The sequence below is a fragment of the Xanthomonas translucens pv. undulosa genome, from assembly GCF_017301775.1.
Classification (GTDB): Bacteria; Pseudomonadota; Gammaproteobacteria; order Xanthomonadales; family Xanthomonadaceae; genus Xanthomonas_A; species Xanthomonas_A translucens.
In genome coordinates this window covers 129024-151377 of sequence record NZ_CP063993.1, presented here as the reverse complement: position 1 = coordinate 151377, position 22354 = coordinate 129024, and the positions used below count along the sequence as shown (strand labels likewise).

Genomic DNA, 22354 nt, shown 5'->3' with positions numbered 1-22354 from the left:
TTAGCGTTCCAGTTTGGCTTTGGAGAGAAAGTCCGCGGCGTCGGCGGCTTGCAGTTGCTCCAGACGCGTGCTCAGGACCAGATAGGCCATCTGCTGCAGCGTCGGTTGCGCGAACAAGCTTTGGATCGGCACATCACATTGCAGGTCTCGGCGAATCGCTGCGGACAAGCGCACCGTCAGCAGCGAATGTCCGCCAAGGGCGAAGAAGTTGTCTTGGCGACCGACGCGTTCGAGGCCGAGCAACTCGCACCACAGTGCGGCCAGCAGGGTTTCCAGCTCGCCCTCGGGGGGCACGTAGAGCTGTGTGGCGAGCGCGTCGGCCTCCGGTACCGGCAAGGCGCGACGATCGAGTTTGCCGTTGGATGACAGCGGCAGGCTGTCCAGTTGCATGTAGGTCGCTGGAACCATCACATCGGGCAGACGCGCGGCCAGTTGGGTACGCAAGGTGTCGGCACTGACGGCGTCATCGTCGCCCACGACATAGGCGACCAGGCGGGTATCGCCGGGCAGATCGTCGCGTGCCACGACCGCCGCCTCGCGCACGCCAGCGCAGCCGCGCAAGGCGATTTCGATCTCGCCCAGTTCGATGCGCACGCCACGCAGCTTGACCTGATCGTCGTTGCGACCGAGGTAGTCCAGTGCGCCGTCGGCACGCCAGCGGGCCAGATCACCGGTGCGGTACATGCGCTGACCGGGCTGCTCTGCGAACGGATCGGGCACGAAGCGTTCGGCCGTCAGGTCCGGGCGGCCCAGATAGCCGCGTGCCAGCTGCACACCGGCGATCTGCAGTTCGCCGGGCACGCCGATGAGCGAGCGTTGCCGCTGTGCATCGAGCACGTGCAATTGCGTATTGGCGATCGGTCGGCCCATCGACACGCCGCTGGCGTCGGTATCGATATCGGTGCATTCCCAGACGCTGACTTCCACCGCCGCTTCGGTCGGGCCGTAGAGGTTGTACAGGCGCGCCTGCGGCAGACGCTCCCGTGCTGCATGCGCCAGATCCGCCGGTAGCGCCTCGCCGCTGCAGACGATGCGCCGCAGGTTCGCGCATCCGCCGTCCGGCAAGGCATCAAGGAATGCACGCAGCATCGAGGGCACGAAGTGCACGGTGTCGACACCGGCCTGTTCGATCAGGTCGATCAGGTAGGCCGGATCCTTGTGACCACCCGGTTGCGCCAGTACCAGACGCGCGCCCACGCGCAGCGGCCAGAACAGTTCCCACACCGACACGTCGAAGCCGACCGGGGTCTTCTGCAGGACGCGCTGCTCGGGTTGCAGGTCCATGGCCTGTTGTCCCCACTGCAGGCGGTTGTCGATACCGGCGTGGGTGTTGACCACGCCCTTGGGCGTGCCTGTAGAGCCGGAGGTGTAGATGATGTAGGCCGGATGCTGCGGGTGCAGTGCCACCGTGGGCGCTTGCGTGGAAGCGCAGGCCCACAACGCCGCATCGGCGTCCAGCAACACGCTGTGCCGATCGTCGCGTGACGTCAACAGCGCCGCAGTCTGGCGATGGGCCAGCAGCACGCGGGGCCGCGCATCGGCGAGCATGGTGTCGAGACGCGCGGCCGGCACGTCGCTGTCCAGCGGCAGGTACGCCGCACCGGCCTTGAGGATCGCCAGCAGGGCGACGACCAGGTCGATACTGCGCGGCAGGCACACGGCGACACTGCTTTCCGGCACCACGCCCAGGCCGATCAGATGATGGGCGAGCTGGTTGGTGCGGGCATCGAGGTCGGCATAGCTGAGCATGCCGTGGTCGTCGGCCACGGCGATGGCGTCGGGCGTGCGCTGCGTTTGCGCTTCGATGGCGCGATGCAGGTAGCCCGTGCCGTCGAGATCGGTGGCGGTGGCGTTGAAGCGCTGCAGCTGCGCACACTCTTCGGCGGGCAATAAGTCCAGCGCATGCAATGCCGTCTCCGGCATATGCTCCAGCGCGTGTACCAGCGCCTCCAAGGTCTGCAGCAGCAGCGCCGCCACGCGTTCGCTGCCGATCTGTTCCACACACTGCACATCCAAGTGGAAGCCGCCGTCGGCAATGCGGTCGTCGACCGACACCGCCAGCGGATAATGGGTGCGCTCCTGCCCGCCTAGCTGCTGTACCTCGCGCAAGGCGTCGTGGTGCGGATGGGCTTCGTCGTCCAGCACGTTACTGCCGCCGGCATAACGGTAGTTGAGCATGGCGTTGAGCAGCGGCAGCGTCGGGTCCACCGCACTGCAACGTTGGGCCAGGGCCAGCGGCGCATGCTCGTGGTGCAGCAGGCGGGCCAGGCACAGCTGGGTATGCCGCACAGCCTGCAGCACATTGTCGTGTGCGCCGCCCAGGCGGATCGGCAAGGTATTGAGGAACATGCCCAGCACGCGGTCCACGCCGGCGCTGGCATGCATGCGGCCGAACAGCACGGTACCGAACACCGCCTCGTCGCGGCCGCTGCTGCGGGCCAGCAGCAGGGCGTAGGCCAGATGGAAGATGCTGGCGACACTGACACCATGGCGTCGTGCCTGTGCGCGCAACGTATTGGCCAGCGCTGCGGGCAGCGGCCGCTGGATCCGTTGCAGCGCGGCTGGGCCGTGCACCGGAGCGAGCGCGCCGAACGGCGCGGTGGGCGTGTCGATATCGCCGAGCATCTCGGTGAAGAAGGCCTGGTGGTCCTGCTCGGACATTCCGCTGCGTGCGTGGGCGATGAAATCGCGGAACGGCAGTGGCGCGGGCAGATGCAGCTGGCTTCCGCTCAAGTGCGCCTGCACTTCCTCGATGACCAGTTCCAGGGTGGTGTGGTCCATCACCAGGTGATGGTGCTGCAGGCCGAGCAGCCAGCGTCCGGCGGCGTGGTCGTCGGCCAGGTGTGCATGGATCAGCGGCGCATGCTGCACGCTGAGCGCGGCGGCCGGTGCGTGCATCCAGGCCTGCAACTCAGCGGCAGGGTCGGGTCCGTCGAAGACATGCAGGCGACGCGCGAGCGAGGCCTGGCGCCAGACCACCTGCACCGGTGCAGGCAGGCCTTGCCAGGCGAAGCCGGTGCGCAGCATGTCGTGGCGGGCCACGACCTGATCGAGCGCGTCGAGGAACGCATCGAGCTGGTCGCGTGACGGGAAACTGAGCAGGACAGAATGCAGATAGGGGTCGGCGAGCGGATTGGCCAGGTGATGAAAGAGCAGGCCTTCCTGCAGCGAGGCCAGAGGATAGATGTCTTGCACATTGCTCACCCCACCGGCGACAGTGGCCACGATCGCGTCGATCTCGGCCTGGGTCAGTTCGACCAGCGGCAGCAGGTCCGGGGTGATGCGGGTGCAGGCTGGACCGATGCGGTTGGGCGGGACGATCACGTCTGATGCCGCCGCCAACTCTGCCGCCAGGCTCGCCAGGGTCGGCGTGCTGAACAGGCTGCGTACATCCAAGTGCCAGCCGAGCCGGCGCAGGCGTTCGATCAGTTTGATCGCCAGCAGCGAGTGGCCGCCCAGGGCGAAGAAGTCATCGTTGCGGCCGACCTGTTCGACACCGAGCAGCTCGCTCCAGAGCGCAGCCATCACGTGTTCGAGCTCGCCCTGCGGGGGGACATAGAGGTGCAGGTCCAGCGCCTGATCGTCCGGCGCCGGCAGGGCGCGGGAGTCGAGCTTGCCGTTCGGGGTCAGCGGCAGGGCATCGAGTTGCACGTAGGCAGCCGGCAGCATGTAGTCGGGCAGGCGTGTGCGGAGCTGGGTTCGCAGCAGCGCAGGGGTCACGGCTAGCGTGTCGCCGACGAGATAGGCGATCAGGCGCTGTTCGCCGGTGTCGTCGCGGGCAATGACGACTGCCTCGCGTACGCCGTCGCAGCCACGCAAGGCCGCTTCGATCTCGCCCAGTTCGATGCGCACGCCGCGCAGTTTGACCTGGTGATCGTTGCGGCCGAGGTACTCCAGCGCGCCGTCGGCACGCCAGCGCGCCACATCGCCAGTGCGGTACATGCGCTGGCCGGGCTGCTCGGCGAACGGATCGGGGACGAAGCGTTCGGCGGTCAGATCAGGACGGCCCAGATAACCGCGCGCCAGCTGCACGCCGGCGATCTGCAGTTCGCCGGCCACGCCGATGGGCGAGCGTTGCCGCTGTGCATCGATCACATGCAATTGCGTATTGGCGATCGGCCGGCCGATCGGCACGCTGTGGGTGTCGGCCGCGGTGCATTCCCAGACACTGACGTCCACCGCCGCCTCGGTCGGGCCGTAGAGGTTGTACAGGCGTGCCTGTGGCAGGCGCTCCAGTGCTGCATACGCCAGATCCGCCGGCAGCGCCTCGCCGCTGCAGACGATGCGCCGCAGGCTGGCGCAGGCGCCGTCCGGCAGCGCCTCGAGGAATGCACGCAGCATCGAGGGCACGAAGTGCACGGTGTCGATGCCGGCCTGTTCGATCAGGTCGGTCAGATACGCCGGATCCTTATGACCGCCCGGTTCCGCCAGCACCAGACGCGCGCCCACGCGCAGCGGCCAGAACAGTTCCCACACCGACACGTCGAAGCCGACCGGGGTTTTCTGCAACACGCGCTGTTCGGGTTGCAGCTGTAGTTTTTGCTGCATCCACTGCAGGCGGTTGTCGATGGCGGCATGGGTGTTGACCACGCCCTTCGGCTTTCCGGTGGAGCCGGAGGTGTAGATGACGTAGGCAGGGTGTTGCGGGTGCAGTGCCACCGTGGGCGCTTGCGTGGAAGTGGTGGCCCACAACGCGGCGTCGGCGTCCAGTAGCACGCTGTGCCGATCAGCGCATTGCGCTAGCAGTGCCGCGGTCTCGCGATGGGCCAGCAGCACGCGGGGCCGTGCATCGGCGAGCATGGTGTCGAGACGCGCGGGCGGCACGTCGCTGTCCAGCGGCAGGTACGCCGCGCCTGCTTTGAGGACAGCGAGCAGCGCCACGATCAGATCGAGACTGCGCGGCAGGCAGAGCGCCACGCGGTCCTCGGGTGCCACGCCCAGCGCGATCAGGTGATGGGCAAGTCGATTGGCGCGCGCGTCGAGCTCGGCGTAAGTGAGCTCCACGTGCGCTTCCACCACGGCGATGGCCTGCGGCGTGCGTTGTACCTGCGCTTCGATCTGGCGGTGCAGATAGCCGGTGCCGCCCAGGTCGTTCGCGGTGACATTGAAGCCTTGCAACTGGGTATGTTCGCCAGCCGGCAACAACGGCAGCCGACCGACGCGGACGCTGTCGCCGGCGAGCATGCCGCGCAGCAGCGTCACGAACTGGGCCAGGTGACGGTCGATGCTGCTGCGATCGAACAGCGCCGTGGCATAGCCCAGGCTGCCGACGATGCGGTCCTGGTGCTCGTCCTCTCCCAAAAAGAGTTCCAGATCGAATTTGGCGTTGTGGCCCTGCGACTGGAGAGGCTGCAGGCGGATATCGGACAGGGTCAGGTCGGCCGATGCAGCGTTTTGCCACGCAAACATGACCTGGAACACCGGGTGGTGGGCCAGGCTGCGTTCGGGATTGAGCGCTTCGATCACCTGCTCGAACGGCAGATCCTGATGGTCCTGGGCCGCCAGCGCGTTGGCACGGACCTTGGCCAACAGGTCTGCAAGCGAGGGATTGCCGCGCAGGTCGATACGCAGGGCCTGGGTGTTGACGAATAGGCCGATCAGCGGTTCGAACTCGCTGCGATGGCGGTTGGCCACCGGGCTGCCGATGACCACCTGATCCTGGCCGGACAGGCGTGCCAACAACACGCTCCAAGCGGAGAGTACGGTCATGAACAGGGTGGTGCCGTGGCGCTCGCTGAGCGCCTTCAGTGCTGCGCTCAACTCCGTGTCCAAGGCGAATGTCACGATGTCGCCACGGGAATCCTGCAGCGCGGGTCGTGGCCGATCGGCGGGCAGCGCAAGCAGGGTGGGTGCGTCGTGCAGGCGCTCGACCCAGAACTCCCGCTGGCGTTGCAGCACCTCGCCGCTGATCCAGCGTCGCTGCCATACGGCGATATCGGCGTACTGCAGTGGCAACGGTGGCAGCGGATCGGGGATGCCTTGGGCGAAGGCGGCGTAGAGGGTGCTCAGTTCGCGGACCAGCAGGCCCATGGACCAACCATCGGAGACCAAGTGATGCAGGGTGATCAGCAGGACATGGTCGTCCTCGCCCAGGCGCAGCAACTGGCCGCGTGCCAGGGTGTCGTGGGTCAGATCGAAGGGGGTCTGGGTTTCCTGTTCGGCGTGGATCCGTGCCTGGGCTTCTGGATCGGGAGAGGTACTGAGGTCGTGGTCCGAGCATGGGAAGCCGACGTCGGCGGCGTCGATGATCTGCACCGGTTCGCCCTGGTGCAGGCCGATGCGGGTACGCAAGGTCTCGTGGCGGGCGACGATGCGGTCCAGTGCATGACGCAGGGCGTGGCGATCCAACTTACCGTGCAGGCGCAGGCCGTTGGGCATCAGGTAGGCCAGGTCGGCCTGAGCATCAAGCTGGGCCAGGAACCACAGCCGTTGCTGGGCAAAGGACAGTGGCAACGGTTGACCCCGGTCGGCTGGCACGATGGCCGGCAGGGTGCTGGCGGCGGCGCTGTCCAGGGCCTGGGCCAGATCGGCCAGGCGCGGGTGGGCGAACAGCGCAGCCAGTGGCAGTTCCAGGCCGAGCGAGGTGCGAATCCGCGAGATCAGCCGCACCGCCAACAGCGAATGTCCGCCCAGGGCGAAGAAGTTGTCGTGGCGACCGACGCGTTCGACGCCGAGCAGCTCGTGCCACAGGTCGGCCAGCAGCGCTTCGCGTTCGCCTTCGGGAGCCACATAGGCCTGAGTGGCGATCGCATCGGCATCCGGTGCGGGCAGTGCGCGGCGATCGAGCTTGCCGTTGGCGGTGAGCGGCAGCGCCGCGAGCTGCACATAGGCGGCCGGCAGCATGTAGTCGGGCAGACGGGCGCTGAGCTGGGTGTGCAACGCGTCGGCATTGAGGATGACCTCGTCGTCGACAACCAGATAGGCGATCAGGCGCTTGTCGCCGTTGTCCTCGCGCACGACCACCGCCGCCTGGCGCACGCCATCGCAGGCGCGCAAGGCCGCTTCGATCTCGCCCAGTTCGATGCGAAAGCCACGGATCTTGACTTGCGCGTCGTTGCGGCCGAGCGACTCCAGCACGCCGTCGGCGTGCCAGCGGGCCAGGTCGCCGGTACGGTACATGCGCTCGCCGGGGTGCTCGGCGAACGGATCGGGGACGAAGCGCTCGGCGGTCAGATCCGGGCGGGCGAGATAGCCACGCGCAAGTTGCGGACCGGCGATATACAGCTCGCCGGCCACGCCCAGCGGGACCAACTGGTGAGAGGTATCGAGCACCCACAGCTGGGTATTGGTCAGCGGTCGGCCCAGTGGTACGACGTTCCCGGTGTCATCGCCAAGCACCGGGTGCAGGCTGGCCCAGATGGTGGCCTCGGTCGGTCCGTACAGGTTGCACAGTTGGCCGCCACCGATGCGCAGGCGCTGCGCGAGTTCCTGGCTCAAGGCTTCCCCGCCGCAAAGCAGGCGCAGCCCCGGACGGCTCTGCCAGCCGGCGTCCAGCAGCATCTGCCAGAACGCCGGGGTGGCCTGCAGCACGGAGATGGCGTGCCAGTCCAGCAATTGCGACCAGTAGGCAGGATCCTGGATCGCCTGGTCGCCGGCGATGACCACGCGAGCGCCGTGGACCAAGGGGGCGAACAGTTCCAGACCGGCGATATCGAAGCAGACGGTGGTGACCGCCAGCAGGCGGTCCTCGGGCGACAGTGGCAGTTGGATCTGCAGCGCGGCCAGGAACTGGGTCAGCGCGTGATGGGAAATCATCACGCCCTTGGGGTGTCCGGTGGAGCCGGAGGTGTAGATGACATACGCCAGGTGGTGCGGGCTGACGTCCTGCACCGCCGGGGTGTGCACGGGGTGCATGGCCCAGCTGGCGGTGTCGTCCATCCAGACGCGCGCGAGCTGGTTGCCCGGCAGCAGATCGGCCAACGCGGTGTGGGTGAGCAGGCAGCGCGCCGCGCTGTCCTGGAGCATGAAGTCCAGGCGTGCGGGCGGATAGACCGGGTCCAGCGGCACATAGGCGCCGCCGGCCTTGAGCACGGCCAGCAAGGCGACGACCAGATCGACGCCGCGTGGCAGGCAGACCGCCACGCGCTCTTCGGCGACCACGCCGAGATGGATGAGGTGATGGGCAAGTTGATTGGCGCGCGCTTCGAGCGCGGCGTAGGTCAGTTCGACCTCGCCGTCGACCAGCGCGATGGCCTGCGGCGTGCGTTGCGCCTGCGCTTGGATCTGGCGGTGCAGATAGCCGCTGTCAGCCAGGTCGGATTCAGTGGCGTTGAAACGCTGCAGTTGCGCCCGTTCGGTTGGCGGCAACAGCGGCAATTGCGCGATGTGTGCAGGTTCGGCGGAAACCATGCCGCGCAGCAGCGCCACGAACTGGGCCAGGTGGCGTTCGATGCTGCTGCGATCGAACAGCGCAGTGGCGTAGCCCAGGCTGCCGACGATGCAGTCCTGGTTCTCGTCCTCGCCCAAAAAGAGTTCCAGATCGAACTTGGCGTTGTGGCCCTGCGACTGGAGAGGCTGCAGGCGGATGCCGGGCAGGGTCAGGTCGGCCGATGCAGCGTTTTGCCACGCGAACATGACCTGGAACACCGGGTGGTGGGCCAGGCTGCGTTCGGGATTGAGCGCTTCGATCACCTGCTCGAACGGCAGATCCTGATGGTCCTGGGCCGCCAGCGCGGTGGCGCGGACCTGGGCCAGCAGCTCGGCGACGGACGAATTGCTACGCAGATCGATACGCAGGGCCTGGGTGTTGACGAACAGGCCGATCAGCGGTTCGAACTCGCTGCGGTGGCGGTTGGCGACCGGTGTGCCGATGACTACCTGGTCCTGGCCGGACGTGCGTGCCAACAACACGCTCCAGGCGGAAAGCACGGTCATGAACAGGGTGGTGCCATGGCGCTCGCTGAGCGCCTTCAGTGCCGCGCTCAATTCCGTATCCAAGGCGAATGCCACCATGTCGCCACGGGAATCCTGCAACGCGGGTCGTGGCCGGTCGCTGGGCAGCGCAAGCAGGGTGGGTGCGTCATGCAGGTGCTCAACCCAGAACTCGCGCTGACGTTGCAGGATCTGCCCGCTGATCCAGCGGCGTTGCCACACGGCGATATCGGCGTATTGCAGTGGCAACGGTGGCAGCGGATCGGGCTGGCCAAGCGCGAAGGCGGCGTAGAGCGTGCTCAGTTCGCGGACCAGCAGGTCCATCGACCAGCCATCGGAAACCAGATGGTGCAGGGTGACGAGCAGGACATGATCGTCTTCGCCCAGGCGCAGCAACTGGCCGCGTGCCAGGGTGTCGCGTGCCAGATCGAAGGGGGTCTGGGTTTCCTGTTCGGCGTGGTGTTGCGCCTGACGTTCGGGGTCGGCACAGGCGCTGAGATCGTGTTCGCGCAACGGAAAACCGACGTTGTCGGCGGCGATGAGCTGCACTGGTTCGTCGTTGTGCAGGGCGATACGGGTGCGCAAGGTCTCGTGGCGGGCGACGATGCGGTCCAGCGCCTGGCGCAGGGCGTGGCGATCGAGCTGGCCGTGCAGACGCAGGCCGTTGGGCATCAGGTAGGCCAGGTCGGCCTGGACGTCGAGCTGGGCCAGGAACCACAGCCGCTGCTGGGTGAAGGATAGCGGCAGCGGCTTGCTGCGGTCGGCCGGCACAATGGGCGGCAGCGTGCTGGTGGCGGCGTGCAGCAGTGCCTGGGCCAGATCGGCCAGGCGCGGTTGGGCGAACAGCGTGGCCAGGGGCAGTTCCAGGCCGAGCGAGGTGCGAATCCGCGAGATCAGCCGCACAGCGAGTAGCGAATGTCCGCCAAGGGCGAAGAAACTGTCGTGGCGGCCAATCTGTTCGACGCCGAGCAGCTCGCTCCACAGCGTGGCGAGCAGGGGCTCCAGCTCGCCTTCGGGTGGGGCGTAGGCCTGGACGGCGCGCGCGTCGGCATCCGGCGCCGGTAGTGCGCGGCGATCGAGCTTGCCATTGGCGGTCAGCGGCAAGGCATCGAGCCACACGTGGCCGCTGGGCAGCATGACCTCGGGCAGGCGTGCTGCCAGTTGCGTGCGCAGTGCGTCGGCCGCGAGGTGCTTTGCGTCGCCGACCAAATAGGCGATCAGGCGCTGTTCGCCGGTGTCGTCGCGGGCAATGACGACCGCCTCACGCACGCCGTCGCAGCCACGCAAGGCCGCTTCGATCTCGCCCAGTTCGATGCGCACGCCGCGCAGTTTGACCTGGTGATCGTTGCGGCCGAGGTACTCCAGCGCGCCATCAGCACGCCAGCGGGACACATCGCCAGTGCGGTACATGCGCTGGCCGGGTTGTTCGGCGAACGGATCGGGGACGAAGCGTTCGGCGGTCAGATCGGGACGGCCCAGATAGCCGCGCGCCAGCTGCACGCCGGCGATCTGCAGTTCGCCGGCCACGCCGATGGGCGAGCGTTGCCGCTGTGCATCGAGTACGTGCAATTGCGTATTGGCGATCGGCCGGCCGATCGGCACGCTGTGGGTGTCGGCCGCGGTGCATTCCCAGACGCTGACGTCCACCGCTGCTTCGGTCGGGCCGTAGAGGTTGTACAGGCGCGCCTGTGGCAGGCGCTCCCGTGCCTCACGCGCCAGATCCGCCGGCAGCGCCTCGCCGCTGCAGACGATGCGCCGCAGGCTGGCGCATGCGCCGTCCGGCAGCGCCTCGAGGAATGCACGCAGCATCGAGGGCACGAAGTGCACGGTGTCGATGCCGGCCTGTTCGATCAGGTCGGTCAGATACGCCGGATCCTTATGACCGCCCGGTTCCGCCAGCACCAGACGCGCGCCCACGCGCAGCGGCCAGAACAGTTCCCACACCGACACGTCGAAGCCGACCGGGGTTTTCTGCAACACGCGCTGTTCGGGTTGCAGCTGTAGTTTTTGCTGCATCCACTGCAGGCGGTTGTCGATGGCGGCATGGGTGTTGACCACGCCCTTCGGCTTTCCGGTGGAGCCGGAGGTGTAGATGACGTAGGCCGGATGCTCTGGGTGCAACGCCGTCACGATCGGAGCGTGTGCGGGAGCCGAGGTCCATGCAGCCGGTTCGGCATCCAGCAGCACGGTGTGCAGGTCGTCGCGTGGCGCCAGCGTTGCAGCGGTATCGCGCCGGGTTAGCAAGACGCTTGGGCGCGCATCGGCGAGCATGCCGTCCAGGCGCGCGGGCGGTGCGTCGGTCTCCAGCGGCAGATAGGCACCTCCTGCTTTGAGGACAGCGAGCAGCGCCACGATCAGATCGAGACTGCGCGGCAGGCAGAGCGCCACGCGGTCCTCGGGTGCCACGCCCAGCGCGATCAGGTGATGGGCAAGTCGATTGGCGCGCGCGTCGAGCTCGGCGTAAGTGAGCTCCACGTGCGCTTCCACCACGGCGATGGCCTGCGGCGTGCGTTGTACCTGCGCTTCGATCTGGCGGTGCAGATAGCCGGTGCCGCCCAGGTCGTTCGCGGTGACATTGAAGCCTTGCAACTGGGTATGTTCGCCAGCCGGCAACAACGGCAGCCGACCGACGCGGACGCTGTCGTCGACGAGCATGCCGCGCAGCAGCGTCACGAACTGGGCCAGGTGGCGGTCGATGCTGCTGCGATCGAACAGCGCCGTGGCATAGCCCAGGCTGCCGACGATGCAACCGTGCCGTTCTTCGAGCGTCACGTCCAGGTCGAACTTGCCCACGGCCAGCGTTTGCTGCATCGGGTGCAGTTCCAGTCCCGGCAGGACGATGTCTCTGTCGGGCGTGTTCTGCCAGACAAACATGACCTGGAACACCGGGTGGTGGGACAAACCCCGTTCCGGGTTGAGCGCTTCGATGACCTGCTCGAAGGGCAGATCCTGATGTTCTTGCGCGGCCAGCGCGTTGGCACGGACCTGGGCCAGCAGCTCCGCAAGCGAGGGATTGCCGCGCATGTCGATACGCAGGGCCTGGGTATTGACGAACAGGCCGATCAGCGGTTCGAACTCGCTGCGATGGCGATTGGCCACCGGGGTGCCGATGACCACCTGGTCCTGGCCGGAGAGGCGCGAAAGCAGCACGCCCCAAGCCGCGAACAGGGTCATGAACAGCGTGGCGCCGTGGTGCTGGCTCAAGGTTTTCAGTGCCGCGGTCAACTCGGCGTCGAGGACAAAGTCCACCATCGCGCCGCGATAGTCCTGTCTCGGTGGGCGAGCCCGATCGGTGGGCAGTTCCAATAGGGGCGGTGCGTCATGCAGGTGCTTGACCCAGAAGTCGCGCTGGCGTTGCAGGATCTGGCCGCCGATCCAGCGGCGTTGCCACACGGCGATATCGGCGTATTGCAGTTGCAACGGTGGCAGCGGATCGGGCTGGCCAAGCGCGAAGGCGGCGTAAAGGGTGCTCAGTTCGCGGACCAGCAGGCTCATGGACCAGCCATCGGAAACCAGATGGTGCAGGGTGACGAGCAGGACATGGTCGTCCTCGCCCAGGCGCAGCAACTGGCCGCGTGCCAGGGTGTCGTGGGCCAGATCGAAGGGGGTCTGGGTTTCCTGTTCGGCGTGGATCCGTGCCTGGGCTTCTGGATCGGGAGAGGTGCCGAGGTCGTGCTCGCAGAGCCGGAAGCCGACGTTGTCGGCGTCGATGATCTGCACCGGTTCGTTCTGGTGCAGGGCGATGCGGGTACGCAAGGTGGCGTGGCGGGCGACGATGCGGTCCAACGCCTGACGCAGGGCCTGGCGATCCAATGTGCCGTGCAGGCGCAGGCCGTTGGGCATCAGGTAGGCCAGGTCGGCCTGGGCATCGAGCTGGCCGAGGAACCACAGGCGTTGCTGGGCGAAGGAGAGCGGCGGCGGTTGCCCGCGGTCGGCGGGCACGATGGCCGGCAGTGCGCTGGCGGCGACGCTGTCCAGGGCCTGGGCCAGATCGGCCAGACGCGGTTGGGCGAACACCGTAGCCAAGGGCAGTTCCAGGCCGAGCGAGGTGCGAATCCGCGAGATCAGCCGCACCGCCAACAGCGAATGTCCGCCCAGGGCGAAGAAGTTGTCGTAGCGACCGACGCGTTCGACGCCGAGCAGCTCGTGCCACAAGTCGGCCAGCAGGATTTCGCGCTCGTCTTCGGGAGCCACATAGGCCTGAGTGGCGAGTGCGTCGGCGTCTGGCGCCGGCAGGGCACGGCGATCGAGCTTGCCGTTGGCGGTGAGCGGCAGCGCGGCGAGCGGCACATAGGCCGCAGGCAGCATGTAGTCGGGCAGACGGGCGCCGAGCTGGGTGCGTAACGCTTCGGCATTGAGGACGACCTCGTCGTCGCCGACCACATAGGCGACCAGGCGCTTGTCGCCGGTATTGTCTTCGCGCACGACGACTGCAGCCTGGCGTACGCCTTCGCAGCTGCGCAAGGCGGCCTGGATTTCGCCCAGTTCGATCCGGAAGCCGCGCAGCTTGACCTGCTCGTCGTTGCGGCCGAGATACTCGAGGCTACCGTCGGCACGCCAACGCGCCAGGTCTCCGGTCTTGTACATGCGCTCGCCGTGGTGCTCTGCGAACGGATCGGGGACGAAGCGCTCGGCGGTCAGGCCAGGACGGCCCAGATAACCGCGTGCCAGGCCGGCGCCGGCCACGTGCAGTTCGCCGGCCACGCCGATCGGCAGGGACTGGCCGTCGCTTGCCAGCACATAGGCGCGCAGATCGGCCAGCGGTGCGCCGATCAGACTCTGCCCGGCGCGTTGTGCATCTTGCGGAGTGAGCGCATGCGCGGTCACATGCACGGTGGTCTCGGTGATGCCGTACATGTTGATCAGCGCCGTGCGCTGGCCGTGCTGGGCGAACCACGGCGCCAGGGTGGCCGGTTGCAGCGCTTCGCCGCCGAAGATCACCAAGCGCAGGTTGTGCTGCAAGTCGCTGTGTCGCTGTGCATCGAGCAGCGCCTGGAAGGCGCTGGGGGTCTGATTTAGGACGCTGACGCGCTGTTGGCAGAGCAAGGCATGGAACGCGGCCGGATCGCGTGCGGTGTGCTGCGGCACCACGACCAGGCGTCCGCCGTGGGCCAGCGCGCCCCACAGTTCCCACACCGAGAAGTCGAAGGCGCAGGAGTGGAACAGGGTCCAGACATCCCCGGCGGTGGGTGCGACGCAGGTGCGGGTGGCGTGCAGCAGGCGCACGACCTGAGCATGGGCAACGACCACGCCCTTGGGCGTGCCGGTGGAGCCGGAGGTGTAGATGACGTAGGCCGGATGTTGCGGCAGCAGGTCGCTGCGCTGAGGCGCGTGGGCCGGCTGCTGCGCCCAGGCGTCGGCCTCGGCATCCATCCACACGGTGGCGATGCGGGCGTCGGTGGGCAGCGCGGCAGCCAGTTCGCGATCGGCCAGCAGCAGGCGCGGCTGCGCATCGTCGAGCATGAAGGCCAGGCGTTCGGCGGGATAGGCCGGGTCCATCGGCAGGTAGGCGGCGCCAGCCTTGAGCACGGCCAGGATGGCCACGACCAGGTCGATGCCGCGCTGCAGGAACAGCGCCACGCGGTCTTCCGGACCGACGCCGTGGGCGATCAGATGATGCGCGAGTCGGTTGGCGCGGGTATCGAGCTCGGCGTAGGAAAGTTCACGCAGGCCATCGACCAGGGCGATGGCCTGCGGGGTGCGGGCGACCTGTTGTTCGAACACGGCGGGCAGGCAGCGGGCGTCGTCGAAGGTCGTGTGCTGGCGGGCGAGAATGTGCAGCCACTGCTGGCGTTCGAGCGCGCTCGACAAAGGCAGTCGATCCACGCGGATGTTGTCATCCGCGACGATGCCGCGCAGCAGCGCGACGAACTGGGCCAGATGGCGCTCGATGGTGTCGCGCTCGAACAGCGCGGTGGCGTAGGTGAGCTGGCCGGCGATGTGTGCGTCCTGCACTTGCAAGGTCAGTTGCAGATCGAACTTGGCGGTGGCGTTGTCTTGTTCCAGCACCCGACTGTGCAGGCCAGGCAGATCCAGCGCGACGTCCACGTTGTTTTGCCAGACCAGCATGGCCTGGAAGACGGGGTGATGGCCGAGATGGCGCGCCGGGTTGAGCGCTTCGATGACCTGCTCGAAGGGCAGGTCCTGATGGTCCTGCGCGACCAGGGCGGTGCTGCGCACCTGCGCCAGCAGCTCGGCGACCGAGGGATTGCCACGCAGGTCGATGCGCAAGGCCTGGGTGTTGACGAAGAAGCCGATCAACGGTTCCAGTTCGCTGCAGGTGCGGTTGGCGATCGGGGTGCCGATGACGGCCTCGTCCTGTCCGGACAGGCGCGCCAGCAGGGCGCCCCAGGCGGCCAAGACGGTCATGAACAGCGTGGTGCCGTGGCGTTGGCTCAAGGCCGTCAGGGCCTCGGTGAGATCGGCATCGAGGGTCAGATCGACGCTGTCGCCGCGGTAGTCCTGCAGGGCGGGGCGCGGGTGATCGGTCGGCAATGCCAGCAGCGTCGGTGCGCCCTCCAGGTGGTCGCGCCAGAAATCGAGCTGGCGCTGCAGCAGCGGACCATCGAGCCAGCGGCGCTGCCACAAGGTGTAGTCGGCGTACTGGATGGACAGTGGCGGCACCGGATCGGGCTGGCCCTGGACGAAGGCGGCGTACAGGGCGCCGAGTTCGCGCAGCAACAGGCCGATCGACCAGCCATCGGTGACGATGTGGTGCATCGTCACGAGCAGACGATGGCGGTGCTCGGCCAGCCGCAGCAGGCGGCCGCGGATCAGCGGTCCGTGTTCCAGGTCGAAGGGCGTGTTGGCTTCCTGCTCGGCCAGGCGTTGTGCGTCGGCGTCGGGATCGTGCGCGTGGCGCAGGTCGATGCAGTCCAGCGCAAAGCCGACCTCGGCTGGGGCGATGCGCTGGATGGCGCTGTCGCCGCTGGCCACGAAGGTGGTGCGCAATGCCTCATGGCGGGCGACGATGCGATCCAGCGCCTGCCGCAGTGCCGCCAGGTCCAATGCGCCGTGCAGTTCCACGCCGCCGGGCATCGCGTAGGCCAGGTCGGCCTGGGCATCGAGCTGAGCGAGAAACCACAGCCGTTGCTGGGCGAAGGACAGCGGCAGGTCGCCTTCGCGGGGTAGCGGCACGATGGCCGGCAGTTGGCTGGCGGCGGTGCTGGGCAGGGCCTGGGCCATTTCGGCCAGGCGTGGCTGGGCGAACAGCGCGGCCAAGGTCAGTTCCAGCCCCAGCGTACTGCGGATGCGCGAGATCAGGCGCAACGCCAGCAACGAATGCCCGCCCAGGGCGAAGAAACTGTCGCGGCGGCCGACCCGTTCGACGCCGAGCAATTCGCTCCACAGCGCGGCAAGCGTGGCTTCCAGTTCGCCCTCGGGAGCGGCGTAGGCCTGCGCGTTGAAGGCCTGCGCGTGCGGGTCCGGCAATGCGGCCCGGTCCAGCTTGCCGCTGGCGGTGAGCGGCCAGGATGCCAGCACTGCATAGGCGACCGGCAGCATGTAGTCGGGCAAGCGGTCGCTCAGGGTCGCGTGCACGCTGGACACGGCGATGTCCTGGCCGATCAGATAGGCAACCAACTGGTGGGCGTCGTGCCGATCCTCGCGCGCCAGCACCAGTGCATCGTCGATGCCGGCGCAGCCGCGCAGCGCGGATTCGATCTCGCCCAGTTCGATGCGGAAGCCGCGCAGTTTGAGTTGGCGGTCGTTGCGGCCGAGGAAGTCCAAGGTGCCGTCGGCGCGCCAGCAGGCAAGATCGCCGCTCTTGTACATGCGCTGGCCGGGCTGGTCGGCGAACGGGTCGGGGACGAAGCGTTCGGCGGTTAGGTCGGGGCGACCCAGATAGCCGCGTGCCAGCGCCACGCCGCTCAGATGCAGTTCGCCGCACGCGCCGATCGGCAGCGCGTGGCCGGCACGATCCAGCACATAGGCGCGCGTGGCGCTGAGCGGATGGCCAATGCCAATGGGGGCGTCGGCGGCCACGGCCTGGGCGCTGGCCACCACGATGGCTTCGGTCGGCCCATAGGTGTCCAGCAGCGGCGTGCGTGCGCCCTGCAGCCAGCGTTGCCGCATGGCCGGCGTCAGCGCTTCGCCACCGACGATGACCTGGCGCACGCAAGTTGGGATATCCAGCGACTGCGCGCACAGATCTGCCCAGAAGCGGGTGGGCAGGTCGATCACGCTGATGCCCGCCTGCGCGCATCGCGTCCAGAACCGCTCGATATCGAGCCAGCCATCATCGCGCAGCACCAAGCTGGCGCCGCTGCACAGGGCGCCGAACAGTTCTTCCACCGAGGCATCGAAGGCCAGCGTGGCGAATTGCAGCACGCGATCCTGTGGACCTAGCCCGTAGGTGTGGATCAGGTCCTGCAGGCGCACGCTCAGGCCGTGGTGCGCGACCATCACGCCCTTGGGCCGGCCGGTCGATCCGGAGGTGTAGATCACATAGGCCAGCTGCTGTGGGTGCGGTGGCGGCACCGTCGCGGCATGCTCGGGATCGTTCGAGGCAGCGGCCTGCAGCGCGGCGATGGTCTGCACTGGTGTGGACTGATTGCCAACGAACGCTGCGCGCTCAAGCTCGTCGACGAGCAACAGCACCGGCTGGGCATCGGCCAGCACCGCGGCGAGGCGTTCGTCGGGCTGGCTGGGCTCCAGCGGCAGGTAGGCGGCGCCGGCCTTCAGCACGGCCAGCACCGCCACGATCTGCGTGATGCCGCGTGGCAGGCACAGCGCCACGCAGCGATCCGGCCGCGCGCCCAGCGCGATCAGCCGGAGCGCCAACTGGTTGGATCGACAGTCCAGTTGCTGGTAGCTGAGCGTGGCATCGCCACAGACCAAGGCGATGGCTTGCGGTGTGGCCGAGGCCTGCCGCGCGAACCATTGCGCTACGGTGCACGGATCGGCCGCGGATGTGTCGCCGGCACGATCGCCAGCATGGAAGGCTTGCAGTTGTTGTTGCTGCTGTGCAGGCGCGAGCAGCGGCAAGCGACTTACCCGCGCCTGCGCGTCGCCGAGGATGCCATCGAGCAGGACATCGAAGCTGTCCCACTGCCGCTGGATCGTGTCGGCATCGAACAGCGCGGTCGCGAAGCGCAGGCTGCCGACGATACAGCCGCCTTCGAGCCGCAGATCCAGATCCAGATCGTACTTGGCATCGCGGGCCGGACCGGGCAGGACGTCGCTGCGCAGACCGGACATCGCCAACTCGACGTGCGGCGTGTTCTGCCAAGTGAACATCACTTGGAACACAGGCGAATAGGCCAGGCTGCGCACCGGATTGAGCGCCTCGATCAACTGCTCGAAGGGCAGGTCCTGGTGCGCCTGCGCGGCCAGCGCGGTGGCGCGCACCTGGGCCAGCAACTCGGCGACGGACGGGTCGGCGCGCAGGTCCAGGTGCAGCGCCTGGGTGTTGACCAGCAGGCCGATCAGCGAGGCGGTCTCTGCACGCGTGCGTTGGGCGATGGGCGTGCCGATGACCACCTGGTCCTGGCCGGCCAGGCGCGCCAGCAGCGCGCCCCAGGCGGCGAGCAGGGTCATGAACAGTGTGGCGCCATGCCGCTGGCTCAGCGCGATCAGCGCCCGGGTGCGCGCGGCATCCAGCGTCACCGCGATGGCGGCGCCGGCATAGTCCTGCTCGGGCGGACGTGGGCGGTCGGTGGGCAGGGCCAGCCGCGCCGGCGCATCGCCCAAGTGATCGAGCCAGAACTGGCGCTGGCGTTGCAGCAGCGTCGCGTCGATCCAGCGGCGCTGCCACAGGGTGTAGTCGGCGTACTGAATCGGCAGCGGCGGCAGCGGATCGGGCTGGCCTTGGGCAAAAGCGCTGTACAGCGCGCCCAGCTCGTGCAGCAGCACGCCGATCGACCAGCCATCGGCGACCAGATGGTGCAGCGTCACCAGCAGCAGATGATCGTCCTCGGCGCGCTGCAACAGGCGCGCGCGCAGCAGCGGACCGCGCGCCAGGTCGAAGACGAGGGTGGTCTCCTGCTCGGCATGGCGCTGGGCGGCGGCCTGGGGATCGGAAGCGTGGCGCAGGTCGATGTACTCCAGCGGCACGCCCATCTCGACAGGGTCGATGACCTGGGCGGCCCCGTCCTCGGTGGCGACGAAGCGGGTGCGCAAGGCCTCATGGCGGGCGAGGATGCGATCCAACGCCTGCTGCAGCGCGGCCACGTCCAGCGCGCCGCGCAAGGCCACGGTGCCGGGCATCAGATACGCCAGGTCGGCACGCGCATCGAACTGGGCCAGCACCCATAGTCGCTGCTGGGCGAAGGACAGCGGCAGCGGCTCAGGATGCGGCACCGGCACGATGGCCGGTAAGCCGCTGGGCGCGGCATGGGCGAGGGCGAGGGCCAGCTCAGCCAGGCGCGGCCGGGCGAACAGGGTTGCCAACGGCAGCTCCAGGCCCAGCGCACTGCGGATGCGCGCGATCAGCTGCACGCCGAGCAGCGAATGCCCGCCGAGGGCGAAGAAACTGTCGTGACGGCCGACGCGCTCCACGCCGAGCAGCTCGCACCACAGCGTGGCGAGCCGGGTTTCCAGTTCGCCTTCGGGCGCGGCGTAGTCCGACACCGCCAGGGCGGTGGCATCCGGCGCAGGCAGGGCCTGGCGATCCAGCTTGCCGTGGCTGGTGGTCGGAATGGCCGGCAGCACGACATACGCCGTCGGCACCATGTAGTCGGGCAAGTGCGCGGCTAGCCGGTCGCGCAGATGCTCCACCTGCAGTCCTGCGCCGACCAGATAGGCGACCAGGCGCTTGTCGCCAGGGCGATCCTCGCGCAGCAGCACTGCCGCCTCGCGCACGCCCGGGCAGGCCTGCAATGCCGCTTCGATCTCGCCCGGTTCGATGCGAAAGCCGCGCAGCTTGACCTGATCGTCGTTGCGGCCGAGGAATTCCATCTCGCCGTCGGCGCGCCAGCGTGCCAGATCGCCGGTGCGATACATGCGCTGGCCGGGTTGAGTCGCGAACGGATCGGGGACGAAGCGTTCGGCAGTCAATGCCGGACGGTGCAGATAGCCGCGTGCGACCTGCACGCCGGCGATATACAACTCGCCGGTGGCGCCCACCGGCAATGGTTGGCGGCCCGCATCGAGTACGTACAACGGCGTGTCCGGCAAGGCGCTGCCGATCGACGGCAACAGCGGCCATGTCGCGCTATCCGCCGGCAGCAGGTGGGCGGACGCGACATGGGTTTCGGTGGGACCGTAGTAGTTGTGCAGGCGACACGCCGAGCGCCTGGCGAAGAAAGCGCGGATCGCCGGGGTGATGCGCAGCTGTTCGCCGGCGGTGAGCACCTTTCTCAGCTGACAGTCCAGCGCATCGAGCGCCGGATCGGCCAGCACCGTCTCGGCCAGCGACTGCAGGGCGATGTATGGCATGTACAGGCGCTCGATGCGCTGGGTGCAGACATGACGGTACAGGGCATGTGCGTCGCGCCGCTGCGTGTCATCGATCAGCACCAGGGTGCCGCCGGTGCCGAGGGTGCTGAAAATTTCCTGGAAGCTGGCATCGAAGCCCAGCGCGGAGAACTGCAGGGTGCGCAAGGCGTGCAGTTCGGCCCCGGCGCAATGCCCGGCTTCCCACTGCAACAGATTGAGCAGCGGGCCGTGCGGCATCACCACGCCCTTGGGCCGCCCGGTGGAGCCGGACGTGTAGATCACGTAGGCCGCGTGCTGCGGCGACCCGGCGCGCGCCGGTGGCGTGGTCGGCAGGCCATGCCACGCCGCTGGCGCAGCGTCGGCGTACAGCACGATCAGGTCGGCCGGCAGGGCCAGCGCCGCCGCCGCTGCCGTCGTCGTCAGCAGCACCCGTGCCTGGCAGTCCTGCAGCATGTAGGCCTGGCGCTCGGCCGGATAGGCCGGGTCCAGCGGCACGTAGGCCGCGCCAGCCTTGAGCGTGGCCAACGCGGCGACCACCATGGCGATACCGCGCGGCAGGCAGATCGCCACGCGCTCGTCGGGGGCCACGCCCAACGTGCACAGGTGGTGCGCGAGCTGGTTGGCCTGCGCCTCCAGGGCGGCGTAGTCGAGCATGTCGCCGTCGCAAACCAGCGCGATGGCGTTAGGGGTAGCGGCGGCCTGGCGTTCGAAGGCGTGGTGCACCTGGCGGTCGCGGGGAGGCTGCCCAGCGCAGTCGTTGAACGTATAGAGCACCTGCTCGCGCTGCGACGATGTGAGTAGCGGAAGACGCGACAAAGGCGCATGCGGCTCATCGAGCAGCGCAAGCAATATCTGCCTCAATGCCGCCAGGGCCTGTTCGGCCAGCGGTACGGGCAGCCGGTCCGGGTTGACGTTGAACTCCAGCACGGTCGGATGCTGCGGGCTGTAGCGCCGGACGAACACGCCCAGCGCGGTGTCTTCGTAGCCGGCGTGCAGCGGCAGCATGTGCCAGGCGCCGTCCGCGATCGGCGCATCACCAAATGCGCTGAAGTCCTCGACCGAAACGCTGACGTCGAATGGCCGCGGCGCCAACTGTCCGGCCTCGCCCAGCTCGCGCAGGGCATGTTGCAGCGGGAAGCGGGCGTGGCGCATCGCCGTACGCAATTGCGCGGCGATGCTGCGCATGGCGGTGGCGATGTCCGCGCGTGGCGCCGCGGCGAGATAGAGCGGCAGCTGCGTGGACAGCATGCCGAACATGGCGCGTTCGATGCGGTTGTGGCGATTGTGGATGGCCAGGCCGATGGCGATCGGCGCCTGATGGTTGCCCAGGCGAGCCAGGCAGTTGGCCAGGCAGGCGACGATCAGGCTGGTGAACGAGCCGCCCAGGCGCTCGGCTAGCGTGCTCAGGCCCAGGAACACCGGAGTGTCCAGCACGCACTTCAACTGCACGCTCGGCTGATGGCCGAGCGCGACCGTCGCAGCGGGATGCAGCGGCTCCGGTCGCATGTTCAGGCATGTACGCCAGTACGCCAGATCGCGCTGATAGCGACTGGAGCCGATATACGCCACGTCGACATCGAGCGCTTGCAGGTAGGACGGAGCAGGCGACTGGTCGGGCTCGCCGCGCAGGCACTGGTTGTAGCAATCGACGACCTGCCGGGCCAGCATTCCCATGGAAACGCCGTCAGCGATGAGGTGGTGGCACAGGTACAGGCAATAGCCGCGGGTGGCGGAGGCCTGTAGCCACTGGATGTCCCACAGCGGTTGGCCGTACTGCGCGAGCGACCGTGTCATCGCCTGCTGGATGTGCTCGCGCACGCGCTGTTCGCCATCGGCGTCGGCCGAATAATCGTGCCAGGGCAGCGCGAAGGGCAAGTGCTCCAGCACCCGTTGGCTTGGCAAGGGCGAGCCTTCGAGCAGCACGGTGCGCAGGGCGTCATGGCGTGCGACGACCGCGGCAACGGCCTGTTCCCATATCTCGCGGCGCAGATTGCCTTCGAAGTGCATCACGCAGCCGATGGTGTAGCTGGGCTGGTCCGGTGCGAGCAGTTGCCCGAGCCAGACGCCTTGCTGCGCCGAGCTGAGCGGATGCACGGGATTGGTCACG

Annotated in this window: 1 protein-coding gene; it reads right to left on the bottom strand. The window is 68.0% G+C overall.

Annotated elements, in window-relative coordinates:
* Positions 1-22353 carry a non-ribosomal peptide synthase/polyketide synthase gene (locus ISN38_RS00545; RefSeq protein ID WP_206712007.1) on the bottom strand — a complete coding sequence of 7451 codons (22353 nt, stop codon included), beginning with the start codon at positions 22351-22353 and terminating at the stop codon, positions 1-3.
* Position 22354: the final 1 nt, after the last annotated feature.